Source organism: Formosa sejongensis (assembly GCF_033447105.1).
In the GTDB taxonomy this organism is placed as follows: Bacteria; Bacteroidota; Bacteroidia; order Flavobacteriales; family Flavobacteriaceae; genus Formosa.
In genome coordinates, this window is the sequence record NZ_JAWQUN010000018.1 from 51950 (window position 1) to 73930 (window position 21981).

16 protein-coding genes are annotated in these 21981 nt (G+C 36.5%); all 16 read left to right on the top strand.

Annotated features, from left to right (window positions below; genetic code table 11):
- Positions 1-96: 96 nt before the first annotated feature.
- Complete coding sequence (locus tag R6X41_RS15005; protein WP_318501162.1) at positions 97-1515, top strand: sulfatase family protein; 1419 nt, start codon at positions 97-99, stop codon at positions 1513-1515.
- Between the two features lie 79 nt (positions 1516-1594).
- A complete protein-coding gene (locus R6X41_RS15010) occupies positions 1595-2653 on the top strand; it encodes an alpha-L-fucosidase (protein ID WP_318501163.1) in 1059 nt (352 codons plus the stop codon).
- A 154-nt stretch (positions 2654-2807) separates the two neighbouring features.
- Entirely contained in the window at positions 2808-5084 is a 2277-nt protein-coding gene (locus tag R6X41_RS15015; protein WP_318501164.1) for a right-handed parallel beta-helix repeat-containing protein, read from the top strand.
- Entirely contained in the window at positions 5081-6925 is a 1845-nt protein-coding gene (locus R6X41_RS15020) for an alpha-L-fucosidase (protein ID WP_318501165.1), read from the top strand. The genes R6X41_RS15015 and R6X41_RS15020 overlap by 4 nt, the downstream gene beginning before the upstream one ends.
- A gap of 54 nt (positions 6926-6979) precedes the next feature.
- Positions 6980-8473, top strand: coding sequence for an alpha-L-fucosidase (locus R6X41_RS15025; RefSeq protein WP_318501166.1), 1494 nt, complete (start codon positions 6980-6982; stop codon positions 8471-8473).
- Between the two features lie 139 nt (positions 8474-8612).
- Entirely contained in the window at positions 8613-9365 is a 753-nt protein-coding gene (locus R6X41_RS15030) for a Type 1 glutamine amidotransferase-like domain-containing protein (protein WP_318501167.1), read from the top strand.
- A 100-nt stretch (positions 9366-9465) separates the two neighbouring features.
- Complete coding sequence (locus R6X41_RS15035) at positions 9466-10728, top strand: alpha/beta hydrolase family protein (RefSeq protein WP_318501168.1); 1263 nt, start codon at positions 9466-9468, stop codon at positions 10726-10728.
- Positions 10729-10787: 59 nt separating this feature from the next.
- Positions 10788-11132, top strand: a complete 345-nt coding sequence (locus R6X41_RS15040) for a metallophosphoesterase family protein (RefSeq protein ID WP_318501169.1) — start codon at positions 10788-10790, stop codon at positions 11130-11132.
- Positions 11133-11223: 91 nt separating this feature from the next.
- Complete coding sequence (locus R6X41_RS15045; RefSeq protein ID WP_318501170.1) at positions 11224-11436, top strand: hypothetical protein; 213 nt, start codon at positions 11224-11226, stop codon at positions 11434-11436.
- A gap of 179 nt (positions 11437-11615) precedes the next feature.
- A complete protein-coding gene (locus R6X41_RS15050; protein ID WP_318501171.1) occupies positions 11616-12491 on the top strand; it encodes a histidine phosphatase family protein in 876 nt (291 codons plus the stop codon).
- A 79-nt stretch (positions 12492-12570) separates the two neighbouring features.
- Positions 12571-14058, top strand: coding sequence for an alpha-L-fucosidase (locus R6X41_RS15055; RefSeq protein WP_318501172.1), 1488 nt, complete (start codon positions 12571-12573; stop codon positions 14056-14058).
- A gap of 70 nt (positions 14059-14128) precedes the next feature.
- Positions 14129-15583: a glycoside hydrolase family 28 protein gene (locus R6X41_RS15060; RefSeq protein ID WP_318501173.1), complete on the top strand. Its 1455-nt coding sequence runs from the start codon at positions 14129-14131 to the stop codon at positions 15581-15583.
- A gap of 68 nt (positions 15584-15651) precedes the next feature.
- Positions 15652-16668, top strand: a complete 1017-nt coding sequence (locus R6X41_RS15065; RefSeq protein WP_318501174.1) for a glycoside hydrolase family protein — start codon at positions 15652-15654, stop codon at positions 16666-16668.
- A gap of 132 nt (positions 16669-16800) precedes the next feature.
- On the top strand, positions 16801-19614 hold the full coding sequence (locus R6X41_RS15070) for a GH116 family glycosyl hydrolase (protein WP_318501175.1): 2814 nt from the start codon (positions 16801-16803) through the stop codon (positions 19612-19614).
- 162 nt (positions 19615-19776) lie between these two features.
- Positions 19777-20025: a sulfatase-like hydrolase/transferase gene (locus tag R6X41_RS15075; protein WP_318501176.1), complete on the top strand. Its 249-nt coding sequence runs from the start codon at positions 19777-19779 to the stop codon at positions 20023-20025.
- Positions 20026-20482: 457 nt separating this feature from the next.
- Positions 20483-21979 (top strand): arylsulfatase, encoded by a 1497-nt coding sequence (locus R6X41_RS15080; RefSeq protein ID WP_318501177.1) that lies wholly within the window; start codon positions 20483-20485, stop codon positions 21977-21979.
- The last annotated feature ends 2 nt before the right edge of the window (positions 21980-21981 follow it).

Sequence of the window (21981 nt, forward strand, 5' to 3'; positions counted from 1 at the left end):
ATCCATTTTGCATTTTCTTTTGTTTACTTATAGCTATAAGTATTAAAAATCCGTAAAAACCAAAAGCTTAAGCCAACAAATTAAAATACCTTAATTATGAGTCTTATCAAAAGTTTCTATTTATGCATCATGCTTTTCAGCTTGATTAGTTGTGGAGAAAAGCCTGCTAGTCAATTTGTCGAAAACGAAGCAAACACTAAAACAAACATTTTGTTCATCTTCGCAGATGATTGGGGATGGGGAGATCTTAGTGCGCATGGTCATCCGTATGTAAAAACACCAAATATTGATAGACTGGTCTCAGAAGGCACCGATTTTCAGAGGTTTACTGTCGCAAGTGGAGTGTGCTCACCAAGCAGAACTGCTGTAATGACGGGACAATTTCCAGCAAGGCATAATGTAGATGGTCATTTTGCATGGGTGCCAGATAATGCCAAACGGAATATGCCCGATTGGTTGAGTTATGAAACGACACTTTTACCGAAGCTTCTTCAGGAAAATGGTTATGCTACTGCACATTTTGGGAAATGGCATTTGTCTAATAATATGGTTCTTGATTCACCTACGCCAGACAAATATGGTTATGACACTTATGGTGCATTCAATTGTTCAGGTGAGCAAATGCCTTTTTATAAAGATGCAGATAACGCAATTGCATTTATCGAAAAATCTCAAGAGGACAATAAACCATTCTTTATAAATATGTGGGTTCATGAGCCACATACACCGCACCATGCCTTGCCTAAATACCAATGGGATTTTAGAGGTTTAGAGGAAAAAGATAACATTTATGCAGCTGTGCTTGCACACGCAGATGATAGGATTGGAGAGGTTTTGGATGCTTTAGACCGTTTGGGATTGACTGAAAATACACTTGTTATTTTTAGTTCCGATAATGGTCCTGCAAGAAGTAGTGCAGAAGCTACAATAGATACTTATCTTGATACGGCTACCGGAGTGGGTTATAAAGGGGCCTCTATGGGTATAACTGGTGGTAGAAGGGGTTACAAAGCGGCGCTTTTTGAAGGAGGAATAGGAGTGCCATTCATTGCTCGGTGGCCTGGTAAAATTGCTGCTGGGGCTATTGATTCAGCTTCTTTAATGTCTGCTGTAGATTTATTACCAACCTTTTGTGAAATTGCTGAAGTAGAACTTCCTGAGGATTATCAGCCAGATGGCATAAGCCAAGTCGCTACTTTAAAAGGGAAGCAATATCCGTCTCGTACCAAACCACTTTTTTGGAAGATGGGAGGTAGCTGGCATATCAATCAGCAAAAGCCAGATCATTGGGTTTCGTATGCCGTTGTCGATCAAACTTGGAAGTTGGTTGCCAACAAAGACTTAAGCTACGTGGAGCTATATGATATAGCAGCAGACGTGTATGAGAAAAAGGATCTGAAAGATGAGAATAAAGATGTGGTTGAAAATTTGATTGAAAAAATTGAAGCGTGGCAAAAAACACTCCCAGAAAAGCCTAGCGAGAAGTTGTTTTCACTTGAAAGACAAAGCCTATAACGCTATCTGAAATTCCAAACATGCTTTTACATATTTAAACTTTTAGATAGAAGTCATCTTAACTTTTAAAAAATAATAAATGAGAACAATGGTATTATTCCTTCTTCTATACTTTACAGTTACTGTAAAGTCGAATGCACAAGAGAAAAAAGATTATACAAAGGAAACACAAGAGGAATATGCAGCCCATATGGAGTGGTTTAAAGAGGCTAAATATGGAATGTTTATCCACTTTGGACTATATAGTCAACTAGGTGGTGTATGGGAAGACCAGACAACTGATTGGTATTCTGAATGGATTCAAGCAACTTTTGATATTCCAGCGCAGGATTATGCGATGCTTACACATACATGGAATCCAAAAGACTTTGATGCAGATGAAATAGTAAAACTAGCAAAGGATGCAGGTATGAAATACATTGTTATTACCACCAAACATCATGAAGGATTCTGTTTGTGGGATAGTAAATATACCAACTTCGATATAGCCAATACACCCATGAATGGCCGAGACATTCTTGGAGAACTAAGCACTGCATGTCGTGAAAACGGCATTAAATTCGGTACCTATTACAGTATCATTGATTGGCACCACAATAGCCAACAACGTAATGAAGCTGTTGATGGGAATTTCGGTCATTGGGGACAAATACAAATGTTGCCAAGACAAAGAGAAAGATATATCAACTATATGAAAAACCAAATAAAGGAGTTGGTTGATAATTATGATACAGATATTTTGTGGTTTGATGGTGATTGGGTTGAATGGTGGAACAACGATGTTGGAATTGACTTATATAATTATATCCGCTCTTTAAATCCGGAAATTATCATAAACAACAGAGTTGGTAAAAGAGAGTCCTTTAAGAAGGATTTTGGTACTCCTGAGCAAAAGCATTTTAATTCAAAGGTTGATTATGAGTGGGAAGCTTGCTATACCTTAAATAAATCTTGGGGGTTTAAAGCAAACGACCATAATTGGAAATCGCCTGAAACTGTTTATAATAAACTTAAAGAGATAAATGGAAGCGGTGGAAACTTCTTGTTGAATATTGGTCCTGATGGGGATGGAAACATACCGCAAAAATCAGCTGATATTTTAAGAGAAGTAGGCGGAATGCTTAATAATGAGAAATAAAACTAAATGAGAATAAAAAATTTTGAAGACTCAATTGATTGATAAAGATGATAGAGTGCATACACCTTATTAATATATAGAGAAGTTGTAAAAGCGCTTAAGTATGAGTCAATTAAAAATAAATCGATGTTTATCCGTCAATACCAATTATAAAATGAGAACATATATCAATCTAAACAGATTAAAAGAATTTTTATTATTTTTTATTTTATTGATTCAGTTTGGATGTCAAACTAACCATACAATTGAAGTTTATGTTGCTCCTGACGGCGATGATAGGGCTGAAGGAACTTTAGAAAGCCCATTAGCGACACTTCCACAAGCAATACAAAAGGTAAGAAGTCTGCGGGAATTGGGCAATTTAAATCCGATAACTATATATCTTAGAGAAGGGCGTCATCAATTAAACGAAACATTGGTTTTGGGAATAAATGACGGAAACACTTCTGAAGTGAAAAAAGATAGTTTAGAAACTTATGGTGCAGGAGAATCAACTATGCCACCACACCTTACCATTGCGGCTTACCTTGAAGAAAAACCTATCATTAGTGCAGGAGTACCTATTAATAATTGGGCATTAGTAGAAAATACAGTACCAGGATTGCCCGCTGAGTCTCTAGGTAAAGTTTGGGTAGCCGATATGCCTAAAGGGATAGAAAAATTTTATACACTCTATGATGAGCAGGGACGATTAAATCGAGCTAGAAATAGTGGTTTTTTTCCGTCTAAATTAGGAGATAAAAAAACACTGTATTTTCCAGAGGGTGCTTTAAAAAATTGGGATAACCTTTCTGATGTGGAGATTAATATCAGACCCTCACGTGCTTGGATGATTAATATGCTACCTCTTGAATCTGTTGATGAAGCCAATGGAATAGCCAAAACAGCCGTATCCGCAACCTATAATATGGGCAAATTACAAGGTTGGGTTCATAATGAAGCAAAGGCTTCGGTTTGGGTAGAAAATATTATGGAGGCTTTGGATGAACCTGGTGAATGGGTAATGAATTCCGAAACACGTAAAATTTATCTGTGGCCTTCAAATCCAGCAGATAATGGATCACCAAAAGGTATTTTAGCACCTACTACTAGTGAGTTAATTCGAGTGGAGGGAGACATTGATTACGACGGTCCAAAAGATACTCCAGTTAGAGGCATTGTATTTTCTGGTTTAACTTTTGCTCATGCAGATCGCAGGGCATGGACAACAGACGAGGATCGTCTTGGCTGGGGCATGCAACATGATTGGGATTTATTTGATAGGTCTACAGCGATGTTGCGTTTTCGTGGTGCTGAGGATTGTAGTGTTATAGATTGTAACTTTTTTGACGCAGGTGGTTCTGGTATTCGTCTTGATTTATATTCCCAACGTAATAAGATAGAAAATTGTGAATTTGCCCACTTGGGTGAAGCTGGAATTATATTGGCTGGTTATGGAGCTGGAACAAAAGATGTCAACCATCATAATGATATTATAAATAATCATATACATCATTTTAGTGAAATTACCTGGCACTCTCCTGGAATTTGGGCGTGGCAAAGCGGACATAATCACATAGCGCATAATTATGTGCACCATAGTGGTTATGCAGCAGTGCTAATCACAAATAGAGTTGAACCGGATAGATCTTTAAATGGAGAAGGTGGACGAACGATACGCCAAAATGAAATTCCTCAAATTGTTAAAGACAGCACTAAAGAGACCTATAAAAGTTGGAAGGTTAGAGAGAAATACAATCACGCTCGTCATAATCTTTTTGAATATAATGAAATAACTCATGCCGTACAAAAACTTTCTGATGGTAATGCTGTTTATGTTTCTGGAGCAGGAACGGGTAATATTATTAGATACAATTTTATTCATGATAACCTAAAGCATTCCTTTCCATCTGCCATCCGTTGCGATGATGACCAACACGAAACCCTAATCTTTGGAAATGTTTTATATAATAATTATGGTTTTGCAGCTGGTATTGTCTCAAAGGGTGTAAATGATATCATTAATAATGTCATTGTTGCTCCTTTAACCGCTCCAAAATGGGGGTATGTAAGTTTTGAATGGGTTCGTGTAAAAGAGTCAAAAGTTCATCACAATATCATCATTTCTCATCCTGATGGAGGTAATGCTCATGGGGAGAGACCTATAGACAGAACAGAGGATGGTCATCCGTTACTCGTGGAAACCGATATGGATTCAAATTTATATTACCACCCGACCAATCCTAATTGGATGGATGCCCATTTTATTAAAATGCGGGTTGTAGGAAATGAAAAAAACAGCCTTTTTGCGAACCCTCTATTTATTGATACAGAAAATGGGGATTTTGGCTTTCAGCCAGATAGTCCAGCTATAAAATTAGGTATTGAGCAGTTGGATGTTTCAAAAATGGGAAGAATGAATGTAGAATCTGAGAATTTAAATAAACTATGAAAACAATAACTTTAAAAAAGGCTACTAGTCTTTTAATAATTGCGACACTATGCATTCACTTTGGTTGTCGAGAAAAGACTAACGATAAAACCGAAAATAAAACGATTGATTACGTTACCGAAACTTCAGGAGAGGTAGATTTCGGTAAAACGGATGTTTCAGCGTATACGCCCGAAATTCGAGAAAACATGAAAAAATTGTACGAAGATAAATTTGGCATGTTTGTCCATTTTGGACCTTATGCACAATTAGAAGGTGTTTGGGATGATAAAGAAGTTTCTGCAGAATGGATTATGAATCAAGCTAAAATTTCTATTTCCGATTATGAGAAAGCAGCAGCAGGTAAATTTAAACCAGTAAAATTTAATGCAAAAAAATGGGTTGATATTGCTGAAAATGCAGGCATGGAATTTATTGTTGTAACAGCAAAACATCACGATGGCTTTGCTATGTATGATTCTAAAGATCCTTATAATTTGGTAGATTTTGCTGGTTTTGGGCGTGATATTTTAAAAGAATTAGCAGATGAATGTAAGGAGCGTGATATGAAATTAGGCTTCTATTATTCGCAAAGTCAAGATTGGCATGAAAAAGGAGGCGCTGGTAACAGTTGGGATTTTGAAAGTAGGGTAAAACCTCAGAATGAATTTGATAGCTATTTTAATAATAAAGCTGCGATGCAAGTAAAAGAATTAACTACCAATTATGGCGATATTTTTATGATATGGTTCGATACACCCATTCAAATGACAGATGATCAATGCCAGGCTATGATGGATATTGTGAAGGAAAATCAACCAGGTGCATTGGTAAATTCCCGATTAGGAAACGGGTATGGCCACTTTGATGTTTCCATTGATAATGGGAAAACTCCAAGTGTGAGTAAATCAACTTGGTTGCCTGATTTAAAAGTGCCATGGCAAACACATGAGTCGGTTACACAGAGAGGTTGGGGATATACTTCTTATGGAGGAGAGAATGATCGTTCAGAAGATTATACAGACTTTATTTATAGTGTATGTCGCATAGTGGGCAACGGCGGCGTGTATTTGTTAAATGTTGCGCCAAGACCCGATGGAACCATTCCAGAATCACAAGTAAATAGTATAACTGCTATTGGCGATTGGCTGAAAGTAAATGGAGAAGCGATTTATGGTGCTGATCCAAGTCCGCTAAAATTCCCACCTTTTGCAATTACCAGTAAGCCCGGGAAAATATATCTGCATGTAAAAGATTTTGAAAATAGCAAAGTAGAACTTAAAGGAATTCTATCTGAAGTTACCAACGCTTATTGCCTTGCAGATACATCTAAACAAGCGCTTTCATTTAACCAGAAAGACGAAAATTTGAGTATTACAGTACCTAATGAACTTAAGCAACCAAGAGTTACTGTAGTTGTATTAGAAATTGAAGATGAAGAGGCTAAAGTAATTAATGAAATCATCCAACAAGAAGACGATGGTACTATAAACCTTCCAGTCGCAAAATGTGAATTTTCCATAAGAAGGATAAGTTATGATTATGAAGAACAGGTAACGCATCGCTGGGGAGAGAATACCAAGCAGGGTTTAATTTGGACGGTCAACATAACCAAACCAGGAGTCTATAATGTAGTGAGTGAGGATAATGGGAATGATGATTATGTTTTTGAATTGCGTACACCTACCGATTCACTAGAGATTAAGCCTAAAGGAAATATCGGAGAAATGACGCTTAAAAATCATGGGGAGATCGAAATTAATCAGAATGAGGTTATCACAATTTCAGCTTATCCAAAAGAAATAATTGGTATGTCTAGTCAATTTAAATTGAAAGGCTTAAAGCTTATTCCTGTGGAATAGTTGACGATAATTAAATGCGTTTTTTTTAAATCATATGAGCTTAATATCAAACAAATGAGGACAATTTTAATAACATTATTTGTATTAACCCATATTGCTGTGTCAGCCCAGAAAATAGAACCAACATGGGAGTCAATGGCAGAAAACTATCAGGTTCCAGAATGGTTTCAGGATGGGAAAATAGGTGTTTGGTTTCATTATGGTATTCCTTCATCGATCGATGAAGATCGTCCAAATGATGGGTCTCATTATGGGCGCAGAATGTATGGTGATAAGGACTTTACAGGACCTGCTACCCAGCAAAGCGAAATGACAAGAATCTTGAGTGAATGGCATGTTCAGCATTATGGCCCTTTTGAAGAGTTTGGTTATGAGGATTTTGTGCCTCTTTTTGAAGCGGAAAATTTTGATGCTAATGCTCTTGTTAAATATGTGAAGGACTGTGGTGCTCGTTTTATCATGCCGGTTGCCACGCATCACGACAACTTTGACATGTACGCCTCTTCCCATCCATGGAATTGTGTTGAGATGGGGCCTAAACGGGACTTGATGCAAGAATGGAAAGATGCAGCCTACGAACACGGATTGAAGTTTGGTGTGTCAACACATTTGTATTGGTCCCCCCGGTTTTTTAAAGATGCACGTCAATACCAAAAATTAGGAACACTGGCATGGACACTTTTTAATATGGATTACGACCCCAAAGATTATGCAAGTCAAGACAGTTGGAACGAGCACTGGTATGATCGCTGCTGGGAGCTGATTGAAAAATATGATCCGGATATGTTCAATAACGATTCACCTTATCCCAACATAAAGAGCGGAAAGGGATTAGGCGTTAAATTATTTTCCGATTATTTAAATCGTGATTTAAAAGAGAATGGTGGAAAGCAGACTACCGTCTTATCCTTTAAAAATGGGGACATGAATAGGGCGGCTTTTACCTACAATCTTGAAAGGGGCAGTGCTGGAGATATAAAGCCAGAATCATGGATGTGGGCAACAGATCTCTCAGGTGGCTGGTTTTACCGTAAAACTGCCGTTAATAGAATGAGTGTGCCTGTGATGGTTGGAAATGCCGTTGATGCCATCAGTAAAAATGGCGTTGTCATGCTCAACATAGCTTTACGCGGTGATGGTACCATACCGGATAATCAGGCCGCTTACCTCAATACTTTTGGTGAATTCCTGAAGAATAATGGAGAGGGGATTTATGGCAGCCGACCATGGAAGGTTTTCGGTGAAGGCCCTCTGGTGATGAAAGATGGTCGTCAAGGAGAGAATATTAAAGAGTTTTCCCAAAATGATATTCGTTTCACAACCAAGGATGGAAAATTATATGCATTTGTCTTAGCACCTCCAACCAAAGATGTAATTATTAAAACATTGGCATCCGGAGGATTGCTCGATAAGAAAATCAAAAACATTGAATTACTGGGAAGTAAAGAGAAAGTTAAGTGGAAAAGGACAGGAGAGGGGTTGTCCATCAAAATGCCTAAAACCATTTCGGAACAACCAGTGATTGGTTTCAGAATTTCACTTATATAATTTTTTCAGAATAGAAAGTATAAAAAATCAAGATCATATAGTTATCCTAAGTCAGGAAGTGAATGATCATTTTTAGCTTCCTCTAGACACCGTATTTTTCAACTATCATAACATTCTAACCATCATCAATTTTAAAAAAATGAAAAAATTAGCTTTATTAGCCATCCTTTTGCTTTTCAATATTGGAATTATATTCGGACAAGACCAGTATATTTTTGCTTATGGGGGTGTGCATGTCAAACAATTTGTCAAGGAAATTATAAAACTAACTGGCAAGGAACGCCCGAAAATATGTTTTCTTCCTACGGCTTCAGGGGATAATGCAAAAGCCATAATTGGTTGGTATGAGATAGTACATGATCTATCTTTAGAACCAATGGTGCAGCGCACCTTTGAGATAGGTTCTAAAAATCAAAAGGTTTCTTTTGAGGACGTTTTACTAAATGTAGATGCTATTGTTGTTGGAGGAGGAAACACGGTAAATATGATGGCAGTTTGGAAAGCACAAGGAATAGATGTCGTTCTTAAAAAAGCTTTGGAAAAGGGCATTGTATTAGCAGGCAATAGCGCTGGATCGCTTTGTTGGTTCGAAAAAGGAATAACCGATTCTCGGCCTATAAAATTGGGTGTAGTTGAAGGGTTGGGGTTTTTAGAATATAGCAATTGTCCACATTACGATGCGGATGAAGCACGTAGGAAACTGTATCATGAATATATTGAAACTGGAGTGTTTCAGGCAGGGTATGCTTTTGGAAGTAACTCAGGGATTATATTTAAAAACGGAAAGCCATTTAAGGTGGTGTCTACAGGTGAAGCACACAATTCATATTTCGTATCTCTTCAAAATGACAAATTAGTAGAAGAAAAACTTGAGGCTATTATACTAAAATAGAATGGTGGGTGAATATAATTGATTCGATCACAGGAGAATACAAACCAAATGGCAGCTCACATTATAGTCGCTAGAAGTTATGAATTATAAAAAGATACACATGCATCAAAGAATTTTATTCAAGATTAATTCGAAGTTTATTATAACAATGGTAATTGTTTTTGCAGCCGCAATAGTACGAGCTCAATCCAACTCAGAGCCATTAAAAGAATTGCTGGACAGCATGGTTTATCAAGTTCCAGAGGTTTACTGGGAACCCAGTAAAGACAAAGGGGATATAAAAGCATTATTTTATGAAACCCTTCCTTACAAAGGAAAATCCACAAGAGCTTTTGCTTATTTAGGTATTCCAAAAAGTGACAAACCAGTTCCGGCAATGGTTTTGGTGCATGGTGGAGGAGGAAAGGCTTTTTACGAGTGGGTAAAAATATGGAACGATCGTGGGTATGCTGCAATTTCAATGAGTTTGGAAGGACATATGCCCGACACAAATGGAGATGGGAAATTATCTCACGATTATAGCGGACCTTCCCGAGTTGGCCGGTTTGATGATGTTGATTTACCAATAGAGGAGCAATGGATGTATCATGCGGTATCTGATATCATGATTGGACATTCACTCTTGGAATCATTAGCTGAGGTCGATGCAGATCGTATTGGTGTTACCGGTATTTCATGGGGTGGTATTTTAAGTAGTCTCATGTCCGGGTTGGATTCAAGGTTAAAGTGTGCTATGCCTGTTTATGGTGCCGGCTATCTCTATGAATCATTGGGACATTTTGGAGAGCATGGGGATAAGTCACCTGAGTTCGTTGAGAAAAAGAAATTCTGGGATCCTTCACATCAGTTTTCTACGGGTTCAGTGCCAACACTATGGGTTAACGGTGATAGCGATGGACACTTTTCTATTAATATAACTTCTCACTCATTTAAAACGACGAGTGATCATGCCTATCTCACTATTCATCCTGGTATGAAACATGGGCATGGTGCAGGTTGGAACCCCAATGAAGTACCAGAAATTTACGCTTTTGCTGATTATATATTAAAAGGAGAAGGACAAAGTTTAGGTCGCATTATTGAGCAACCATCAACTCGGAATTTAGAACTCGTTTATGAGTCTAAAGAAACAATTATGGAAGCAACAGTTTATTATATCACCGAAGCGTTGACCTACCGCAAACTTGATCCCAAATCAAAACATTCAAGACCAGATACTTGGCTGAGCATGCCAGCAATAGTGGACATTTCAAAAAATGAAGTACGCGCTAAACTTCCTGAAGAAGCGCTTACCTATTATGTGAACATAAAAGACTCACAGGGTTTTATTATTTCTTCAGTTTTAGTAGAATTAAAAAATTAAAATGAGTACTTATTGCTTTTGCAATGGTAATATTTACTGGTAAAATAGCATGGTTAAACGTGCAGTCTACAGAAGAAGAAATAGAGCATGCATATGAAGTCTTTGACTCGACTATTTTTTCGGAATCTACGTCCAGGAATACCTTCATGGTAATTGGCAATACTCAGGTCCAAACCTTTGATACTAAGATAAGTATTCTTGCATCCATGAATAAGGCAGTGGTAGACGCTCATATTGATTTCGTTAACATGGTGGGTGAAGTGAATATAGGTGCTACTGTCGATCAGTTTAAGGCAGTAAAGTATGTGATGGACAATTCACCGGTTCCCGTATACGTGACGGCGAGTAACCATGATTTGGTATATGCCAACGGTGATTGGGAATCTGGCATAAGTGATGACTAAGTTCGGCTCTGTGAAATGTTGAATACCGAAACTGAGTATACAATATCAAAAGTTTATAGCTGTTTTATTACGTAGTCTCATACCAATCGCATTGGAACCAACTTTATTAATCGAACTCAGGTTTAAAGGTCGAAAACGGGATATTTATGAAGATGACCCTATAGAAACTACAAACCTATATTTTGAACATCCTAAAATTGTTAAAAAATTAAAGATAAGAATAACAGAAATTATTAAGAACGGCAGAACCATTCGCGGAATATCGCAAGACTATGTAAGATCTAATTGGGAGCAACTTACTTGAATGAATCCTTAAAAAACAGTATTAAGTAATATTAGAGCAATAGAATGATTGATAAGTGATAATGAATATTAAGTTATTATTTAATATTTGCTTTAGTTTAAACTTATAAGTTTTAGTATCATGTTGTATACTACAATTCTTTAAGTAGTTTCTAAATTATTAATCTTATAAATATTGATATGAAAACATTAAGGTTGAATAAAGTTATTGCTCTGGTAAAACAGTATAGCTCATGTTACATGGACTTGCGGAATATTAACCGAATATCTATTATGATTGCTATGGTGTTATTTTGTGTAGGCGAATCTAATGCACAGCTAAAAATTTACTACATCCGCCATGCAGAAGGAGGGCATAACGTTAGAAAGAATTGGGAAACTTATAGTGAAATACCAAAAGATAAATGGCCTGCTTATGTTGGTAACCCCAATATGTTTACCCCCATGGGAAAAGGCCAGCTTAATAGAGTGGCTGGTAAACTTAAAAGTTACAAGTTTGATTTTATAGCCTCCAGCCCAATTTGGCGTACGCGAAATACGATTCTACCCTATATGATAGAAGTGGGAGCCAAGGGAGAAGTTTGGCCTGAGCTTTGCGAATATTGGCAGAGCGAACTAATCATTTCCTCTTCATTACCTACTCCAACAGTAAATATATTGGGAGAAGGGGCTCCCATAGAGTTACCCTCGGAAGAAACCCCTTATTTCAGTCTTCGTGAGGATGGTCTAAACGAAATCAAGCTACCTCCATTCCCAAAGAACCCCCAATTGGATAATTTGGTAGAAACAGCAGCATCCCAATTGGTTATTCAGCATGTGCTTGATATGATACAGGAGCGCTTTGGTGGTACTGATAAAAGTATCCTTCTGGCTGGTCATGGATTTAGTGGAAAAGGTATTCTAAGGATGCTTACTAAGGATACACTTAACGATCTTCCTGCTATCACAAATGCAGGGATATGGATGGTAGAAGAGCAACCCAATGGGGTATTTAAGCTGATGATGTTCAACGATGTTCCTCTCGAAAATATCAAGACAGTTTCTGTTAAAAAATAATCAAAAATTGAAATACCTCTTTTTAAAATAAAATAGTCTTTTCATTACTCACTAATTAAATTATTAAAACGGAATCAGAATGAAAAAAAATAAGTTTAATTATGTCCTTGTTTTTCAGGTAATCTTTTTACTAGCTTCCATCAGTTCATGCAACTCAATCAAGGATAATAAAAACCCCAAGCAGCAAACCGAAACAGCGTTTGTTTCACCATTAAGTACCATATTAAACAGTACAAAAACAATTGAAACCTCTGGAGATTTAGAAGTGGTTCGTGGCGATAATATTCCATGGAAAGGAAATGGTGCATTGACTTGGGAAGTAGAAATTGCTGAGAAAGACGACTACGAGTTTTATTTGGTGGCAAATGTTCGTTTAGAAGGAAGTGGAAGTAAAGTATACTTAAAAACTCAAAATAAAGAATACGCATTTAAATTAGCTCAAACAAAAGGACCTTTTCAAGGTGTTAATAACATACCAAATTATAATATCCAAAACTTCCAACGGTTTAAACTTCCAGGTAAAATTTCATTGGACGCAGGAGTACAACAAATCACGATTTCAACATCTGGTATTGAAAATGAGGACGTTCTTTTTGACTTGCGTTCTGCTGAATTGTTGCCAGTTTCAAAAAAGGCAGAAATAATCAATGAGGAAATTAGAGCAAAAAATGCGAGAGCTAGTTTTGATTGGATGAACAAGTCAGGTTATGGTTTGATGTTTCATTGGACGTCTCGTAGTGTTCAACAAGATGGCTCTAGTAAATCTTTTGAAGATGCTGTAAATGAATTTGATGTTGAAAAGTTTGCAAACATGGTTGAAGAAACCGGTGCGGGTTATGTCTATTTTACTATTGGTCATGCTGAACGCTATTGTCCAGCGCCTATAAAAAGTTGGGAAAGAATTCATCCTGGGCAAACTACTAAAAGGGATTTGATAGAAGAAATAGCCAATGCATTAAATAAAAAGGGCATTCGGTTTCTTTGCTATATAAATGCACCAGGGACTTTTAAGTTTTCTACTCATGACGATAATAATGAAGAAACTAAACAAGCCTTTGTTGCTAATTTTACCGATATCCTTACCGAAATGGGAAACAGATATCAAGATAAAATAGCTGGGTATTGGTTTGATAGTTGGTATCAAATTTTTCAAGGATATCAAGAGGTTCCTTTTGAAGCGTTTTATAAAGCCAGTAAAATTGGAAACAAAGACCGAATTATCTGTCTCAACCCATGGATTTATCCAGATGTTTCTCCTTGGCAAGATTACTGGTCTGGAGAGATTCAAAACCCAATTGCTCCGCCAAAAAACGGATATATGGAAAACGGCCCTTCCCCAAACCTGCCGTATCAAGCATTGTTAACCATGGAGCCATTTGTATGGGTTCAGAATAAACCAGAAATCGCTGACCCAAAATTTACTTCTGAGCAATTAAGTACTTATATAAAAAAATGTAAAGTCAATGGTGGGGCGGTTACCATTAATTTAGCTATTTATCAAGATGGTACAGTTGGCAAAAAAGCACTTCAGGTTATGAAAGAGGTTAATAAAAATATAAAAAACTGAATATAAATCTGAGTTTTATATTTATAAAGTCAAGACTCAATAAATATAAACTATTAACCAAACTATTATTATGAAACAGATCTTTTACATGTTAACCTTTATTTTTTTAACAACTATAAGCTGTCAAAATAAGGTGTTAAAAGTTCCAATTGAAAATATTTCATCCTTAAAGAAATCAGTATTTAATATTAAAGATTATGGAGCAGTTGGAGATAGTCTTACAATGGATACAAAAGCCATTCAAAAAACTATTGATGCTTGTCATGAAAATGGAGGGGGAAAAGTATGGGTTCCTGCAGGAAACTACATAATCGGAACCATTAAGTTAAAAAGTAATGTAGCACTTTCATTGGATTATGGAGCGTCACTTCTCGGGAGTCAGGATATTATTGATTATGTAGACCTCCCAAATACAAGAGAAGGAAATGCTGAGTGTTTAATCTTTGCAGAAAATGCCTCAAATATTAGTATTGAAGGGTTAGGTATTATTGATGGAAGAGGCACACCAGAGGCTTTTCCTAGAAAAGAAGGTTCGCCCCGACCAAGGTTATTAAGAATGGTAAATTGTGATGGACTAACATTTTCAGGAGTTACTTACAAAAGGCCTGCATTTTGGGGACTTCATATTATTGATAGTAAAAACATTCATTTTAATGGCGTTACTATCCGATTTAGAAATAATGGTTACAATAATGATGGACTCGATATTGATGGTTGCGAGGATGTACTTATAGAAAATTGTGATATTGATGCAGGTGATGATGCCATTTGTTTAAAAAGCTCTTTAAATCCATGTAAAAATATTGTAGTAAGAAATTGTAAGGTTTCTAGTAATACAGCCGCTCTAAAATTTGGAACTTCATCACGTGGAGGATTCATAAACGTGAAGGTTTATAACTGTTATTTTTATGATAGCCCAATGGGAGCCATTAAGTTGCAATTAGTTGACGGTGGACGCTTAGAAAATATTGATATTTCTAGAATTGTTATGGAAGATGTTGGAAACCCTATTTTTATTCGTCTAGGAAATCGAGGAAGGAATTACGATAAAATTTTAGGAGAAATTCAGAAAGCAGATGTTAAACCAGAAGGCGTTCCTGTTGGAGTATTAAAAAACATAAGAATTAGTGATGTGGTCGCCCATGTAAAATATCAAAATTTAGAAAGAGAAGCTTATAAAGGGCATACAGAATTAAGCCCAGAAGAAGAGCGTGAAGTGAGAATATCTAGAACAGGACCTATAATGATTGCTGGAATTCCAGGGCATTATATAGAGAATGTTGTATTAGAAAATATTGAAATATCTTACCCAGGAGGAGGAACGGTAGAAGATACTAAAAGGGTTATTTCCGAAGATATAGCCCGTTATCCCGAACAGTTTTTCTTTGGAATATTGCCAGCTTGGGGGGCTTATGTTCGTCATTCTAAAAATATTACATTTAAAAATGTAAACATGATAACACGTAATTCCGATGAAAGAGAAATGATAGTATTGGATGATGTGGATGGATTTATTAATGATTAGATTTTATTAATTTATTGAATATAAAAATGAAAAGATTATTAAAAAAAAGAAAAAATTTAGTTTATATAATGTTAATAAATCTTGTATTTATTTTTTCATGTAAACAAGAGCCTTTATCAATCAAAGAATCTTCTTTTGTAAAATCGTTGGAAACTGGTAAATATATTCTCCCCGCAGAAGACAGTTGGTGGAATTGGTGTATGGCTCCAATTTATGATGAACAAGGTAAATTACATGTGTTTATGTCAACAATACCTAAACAAGGTAGTTGGATAACAGATAGTAAAATTGTTCATTTTACGGCCAACAGTCCAGAGGGGCCTTATACGTTTGTAGATACTACATTCGCTAGCAACAATGCCACTTATCACAATCCTCAAATTTCAAAAGTAAAAGACACTTATGTTTTGGTATATTTGTGGAAACCGAGTAATACGCCTAATTTTAATCAAAGCATTGGCATTGCCACAGCAAAATCACTCAATGGACCTTGGGTAGAAAGCCCAAACAATCCAATAATTAAGCCCTCACATATTCCTGGAACTCCAAATGCTAGACATGCTTCAAATCCAACATTCGTTGCTGATAAAGATGGGAAGTATAGAATTTACTACAAATCTATTTCTGATAAAAAACCGTATTTAAGAACTATTTCTTTAGCTATTGCTGATCATATTGAAGGGCCATATGAAAATTATGAAAAAAACCCATTAATAAGTTATGAAGATTTGGGCTTGGATATTGAAGACCCTTATGCGTTTTTATATCAGGATAAATATTATATGATTGTAGAAGACCGAATGGGTATAAAAGATGCCCTGGAAGGGAATCAAATTCCAGATTCTTTAATAAAAAGAGGGGGTAACAGGCCAGGTCTAATTTACAAGTCTGATGATGGTATTACATGGGAAAGACCAGAAATAGGGTATCAAACAAATAGTTATTATTTTAATGAGGAACTTTCAAGAACCGAACGCCCGCATATTTTATGGAAAGATGGTGAGCCTGAAGCCTTATTCTTAGCAAATCATGATAGTAATGAAGCTGGGTTTTTTCTTAAAATAAAAGATTGGAAAGCAGAATAAGAATGTTTGTATTTAGTCGAATAAAGTATTTCTAAATCCTGTACTATGAATGATTCATTTCTAATAGGTATTAAAAATTAGTAAGTATGTGTTTTCTACTTTAATAAGGAGTTTATATAAAAAAAATAAAATATGAAAAATAAAGACGAATGTTGCGATCCATCTTCTGGTTGTTGTTCACCAACTTCTGGCCAATCAAGGAGAGACTTCATAAAGCTCTCTGCTATGGCAGCTACAATTTTAGCCCTACCTTCTATGGCCTTTAATGCGATTAGTCAAACTAAAGGAGGGCATTTGATTCCAGCGGATAAAAAACTATCAGCAGAATGGATTAAATCCCTTACAGCAAGAGGTGTACCTGAAGTTTTTACTGCTTCAAAAGACGAATTAAAATACATAGGTATGCCTGTTGGAGGCATAAGTTGTGGGCAACTTTATATTAGCGGCGACGGCAGACTGTGGCTTTGGGATATATTTCAGTCTAATTACGAGCGAGAGGGGCCTGCCATCCCCGAGGCAACAGATCCACATAAAAAGTGGCGTCTAGATCAATTCTCTATGGGAGGGCTTTATGCAAAACCTCGAACATCATCCACTGAAACCGATAGGTTTAAGGTTGAAAATGGATTTGCAGTTAGGTACATGCAAAATGGAGAACCAAAGTTTATAACATTAGATAACCATGGTTTTGATACTATTTCTTTTAGAGGTGAATACCCAGTAGCTAAAGTTACTTATAAAAAAGAGGGTATTCCGTTTACAGCTAGCTTGAATAGCTATCCTATCTTTATTCCATTAGATGTAAAAGATTCTAGTATGCCAGCTACAGTCATGACTTATGAATTTACAAATGAAGATTCAAAAGATCTTACGCTCGATGTTGGTGGATGGTTAGAAAATAAAGTTTGTCCAGAAGTGACCGATGTAGCATTCGAACGGACCAACAATGTTATCAAAGATAACAACAAAACAACTGTATTTATGACGGCTTCTGGTGAAGGTTTAAGCACGAGAAAAGGGTATGGAAACATGGCAATCTCATTGCTTAACGATTCTAAAGATATGCATGCAGTAGCATCGCTTCGTGCGAATGATTACAAGATGGAAATGTTTGATAAAAAAGGAAGTAACGAAGAACGTTTAGATTCTAATGAAACCCTGGTGGGTGGTTTATCTACTACTATCAGATTAAAGCCTGGTGAAAGCAAGAAAGTTACTTTTTTAGTGAGTTGGTATTTTCCTTATTATAACGAGGTTTCCGGGAGTAGTATCGGAAAAATCAATGGAATTGATAAATTGAAACGTCATTATGCCAAGTATTTTTCAGATTCCAATGAAGTGGCTCAATATATTGTAAATGATTTTAACAGGCTTTCGGGAACCACCTTAACATGGAACAAAACATGGTATGATTCTACTTTGCCGTATTGGTTTTTAGATAGGGCTTTCATATCCTTAGATTGTCTTGCTTCACAAACGAGTCATTTGTTTAATAATGATCGTTTCTGGGGATGGGAAGGAGTGGATTGTTGTACCGGAACTTGTACGCATGTATGGATGTATGCGCAAGGATTAGCACGAATTTTTCCTTCTATAGAAAGAGATAACAGAACTCGAGTAGACTATGGAATTTCATTGAATAATGAGGGTGCGATTTCTATGCGTGGGGAAAATTTTGATGTTTTTTCAAAATCAGCATACGCCGTTGATGGTCAACTAGGAACAATCATTCGGGTGTATCGTGAGCATCAAGTATGCGCCGATGACTCATTCCTAATAAACATCTGGCCAAGTGTCAAGAAGTCTATGCAATTCATTATTAAGCAAGATGAAGACGGCGATGGTTTACTAGAAGGTAGGCAACCACATACACTAGATGCAGCATGGTATGGACCCATGGGTTGGATAAGTAGTATGTATTTAGCTGCTTTAAAAGCTTGTGAAATGATGGCTCTAGAAATGAATGACCCTGCATTTGCTAATACCTGCAACGAGATTATTCCTAAAGGACAGAAAAATATAGTAGATAAATTATTCAATGGTGAATACTTCATCCATCTACCGCCTGATTATGAAAGCATCAATACAAATGATGGATGCCATATAGATCAAATCTTGGGGCAAAGTTTTGCGCACCAAGTTAACTTACCTGATGTTATTCCACAAAGAGAAACAAAAAAAGCATTGGAATCACTTTGGAAATATAACTTCGCTCCAGATGCAGGACAGTATGCATTGGATCATGAAGCCATTAAAGGAGAAAGAACCTATGTCATGCCAGGTGAGGCTGGTTTAATGATGACGACATGGCCTCTAGGTGGAGATGATAAAGCGGTTCCAGGCATGGCTGATCGAGTTGATGATAAAGAGTTTTGGATTGGACCAGGAGGGTACTTTGACGAATGTATGAATGGTTTTGAATACCAGGTAGCCTCCCATATGGTATCGGAAGGTATGCTTACAGAAGGATTATCCATTATGAAATCAGTACACGATCGCTATAATGCAGCTAAACGAAACCCCTTTGATGAAGTGGAGTGCTCGAGTCATTATGCACGGTCTATGGCTTCATATGGTGTTTTTATTGCGGCTTGTGGCTATTCTTATCATGGACCTAAGGGAGAACTGGGCTTTGCGCCAAAAATAAATCCAGAAAATTTTAAAAGTCCTTTTACTACAGCTGAAGGGTGGGGTACGTTCACTCAGAAAGTAGAAAAGAAAGAACACTCATGCACAATTGCCTTAAAGTATGGTCAGTTACGTTTGAAGCAGTTTTCCTTAGAACTCTTCGAAAATAGAAAGCCAAGAAAAGTAGCCGTCAGCTTAAACGACGAGAAGCTTGATTATAATTTTGAACAGTCAGGGAACAAAGTCACCATTGAGTTTAAGTCTGATTTAATGATAAAAAGTAGCATGGTTTTAAAAATGGAAATAACATTAGTCTAAAATGATTTTAAACACTTAATATGATGATAAAAAGGAAGAAATTCTTTTTTCAGAAAACGACCCCAAGGAATTAAACTGCATACAACCGTTTTTGAACAAGCTGATTTAATGAAGTATTATAAAACATGTGAAAAACCTAGACTTTTGAAAGAGTAATTAAAAATGGATAGAGCGGTTTATGCCATAGACCAGTTTGTGGGAAATCTAAAAAAATTATTGGTAGATATTGGAGGGAATGAAAAGTCCATCATTGTGTTTTGTTCAGATAACGGCTTGTTTTTAGGCGAGCATGGTTTAGGAGGCAAAAGTATGTTGTATGAAGAATCTGTTTATGTGCCCATACTAGTGTATTCTCATTTTTTCTCTAAAGAAATAAAAGGAAAAATGGTCAATGAGTTCGTTTTGGGTTAAGACATTTCTGCTACTATTTTAGATATGTGTAGTGTTAAAGTTGCTGAAACTTATCAAGGAAAAAGTGTGTTACCATTAATTTAGGATAAAAAAGTAAATTGGAGAAAAGATATGTTACTTGATACCCACGTCATGAAGCGGTTCGTAGAGAGAAATATAAATACATACGTTATTTCAGTAGAGAAAATGATAGAATGAAATACTTGCCAATTTATCAGAATGCAGTCGAAGGTAAAAATATGATTTCCATTATGTAGATAATGAATTTAATGAAGTTGATTTAAAAACGGATGAAAATCTTGTAATATCATCTAAAAAATCAGGTGATATAGATTTTAAGATAAAGGTAATTCCTGTTAAAGAATTACACCATAATTTATTTGGTTTGAATAAAAAACAGAGCGACTTCCTGCTTATGATTACTATTTTAAAAAATAACTAATTACTATATTTTATTATGAATTGTTTTGTTAAATTAATTGTGTTTCTGATTATAAATGGAGTTGTAAATTCGAATCAAGCCAAATCACAAGCAGGCGTTAATCAGCCAAATATAATCATACTATTGACCGATGATCAAGGATATGGTGATCTTGGTAGACACGGCCATCCGCTTTTAAAAACTCCAAATATGGATCGTTTATATGATGAAAGTGTGCGTTTTGATAATTTTTATGTTAGTCCATCATGTTCGCCAACCCGTGCATCATTAATGACTGGTATGCATGAATTCAAGAATGGAGTAACACATACCATTGTTCCTCGTGAGCATTTAAATATAGAAGCAACCATTCTTCCACAATTATTGAAAACTGTAGGCTATAAAACAGGATTTATAGGTAAATGGCATCTTGGTGGAGGTGAAGGCTACTCTCCAAAGGAAAGGGGTTTTGATATTGTTCCTAAAGTTCCAGGAAATGGAAAAGATTTTTCTTTACACACATTTATGAATGGCGAGGAGCGTGAGGCATTCCGTGAAGATATTTATTTTGATGAAGCCATGAGTTTTATCGAACAAAATAATGACGATCCTTTTTTTCTTTACTTAGCTACTTATGCCCCACACACGCCGCTTGTTGCACCTGAAAAAGATATAGCGCCTTATCGAGTAGATGGTGTTTCTGAGGCTGAGGCAACTTATTTGGGTGAAATTGCCAATGTGGATAAGAACCTTGGTAAACTTCTGAAATTTTTGGAAGACAAAAAACTAGACGAGAATACTATTGTTATTTTAATGAACGATAACGGAGTAACTATGGGGCTGGATGTATACAATGCTGGAATGCGTGGTTGTAAATGTACGATTTGGCATGGTGGATCACGAGCCATGTCATTTTGGAGGTGGCCCAATACATGGAAACCGCACGTTGCTAATAACCTTACTGCGCACCTCGATGTTTTGCCTACGCTTTGTGATATAACAGGTGTTGAAATTCCGGAAGAAATACAATCTGAATTAGATGGATTTAGCCTGGTTCCATTATTAGAAAATGAAGAACCTCAATCTTGGCATGATGACAGATATTTATTTCAGCATGTGGCACGCTGGCCAGCAGGACTTGCAGCTTCTCATAAATACGCGATGTGTGGTGTGAGACAAGGATCTTATTTACTATTGCAAAGTGCTCCGTGTTCTGATGATGCTTTATGTTTGGAGCAGTTGAGTCAATGTACCTTTCTTCGCGCAACAAAAGCAGGTGGAACATCAGAAACTTATACAAAAGCAAATGCACAATTTCATTGGGGAGTTAGTCCTCAAGATACATGGGTGCTTTACGATACCAATCTCGATCCTGCTTGTCAAAATAATCTATCAGAAACAAATCCTGAGCTTGTCAAGAGTCTTTCAGAAGCCTACGATAACTGGTGGGAGGCGGTTTATCCTGAAATGATAAGACTAGGTGGAGACAAGGGGGAGTTCAGGCCAGTAGGTAATTATGTTCGTAATAAATAAAA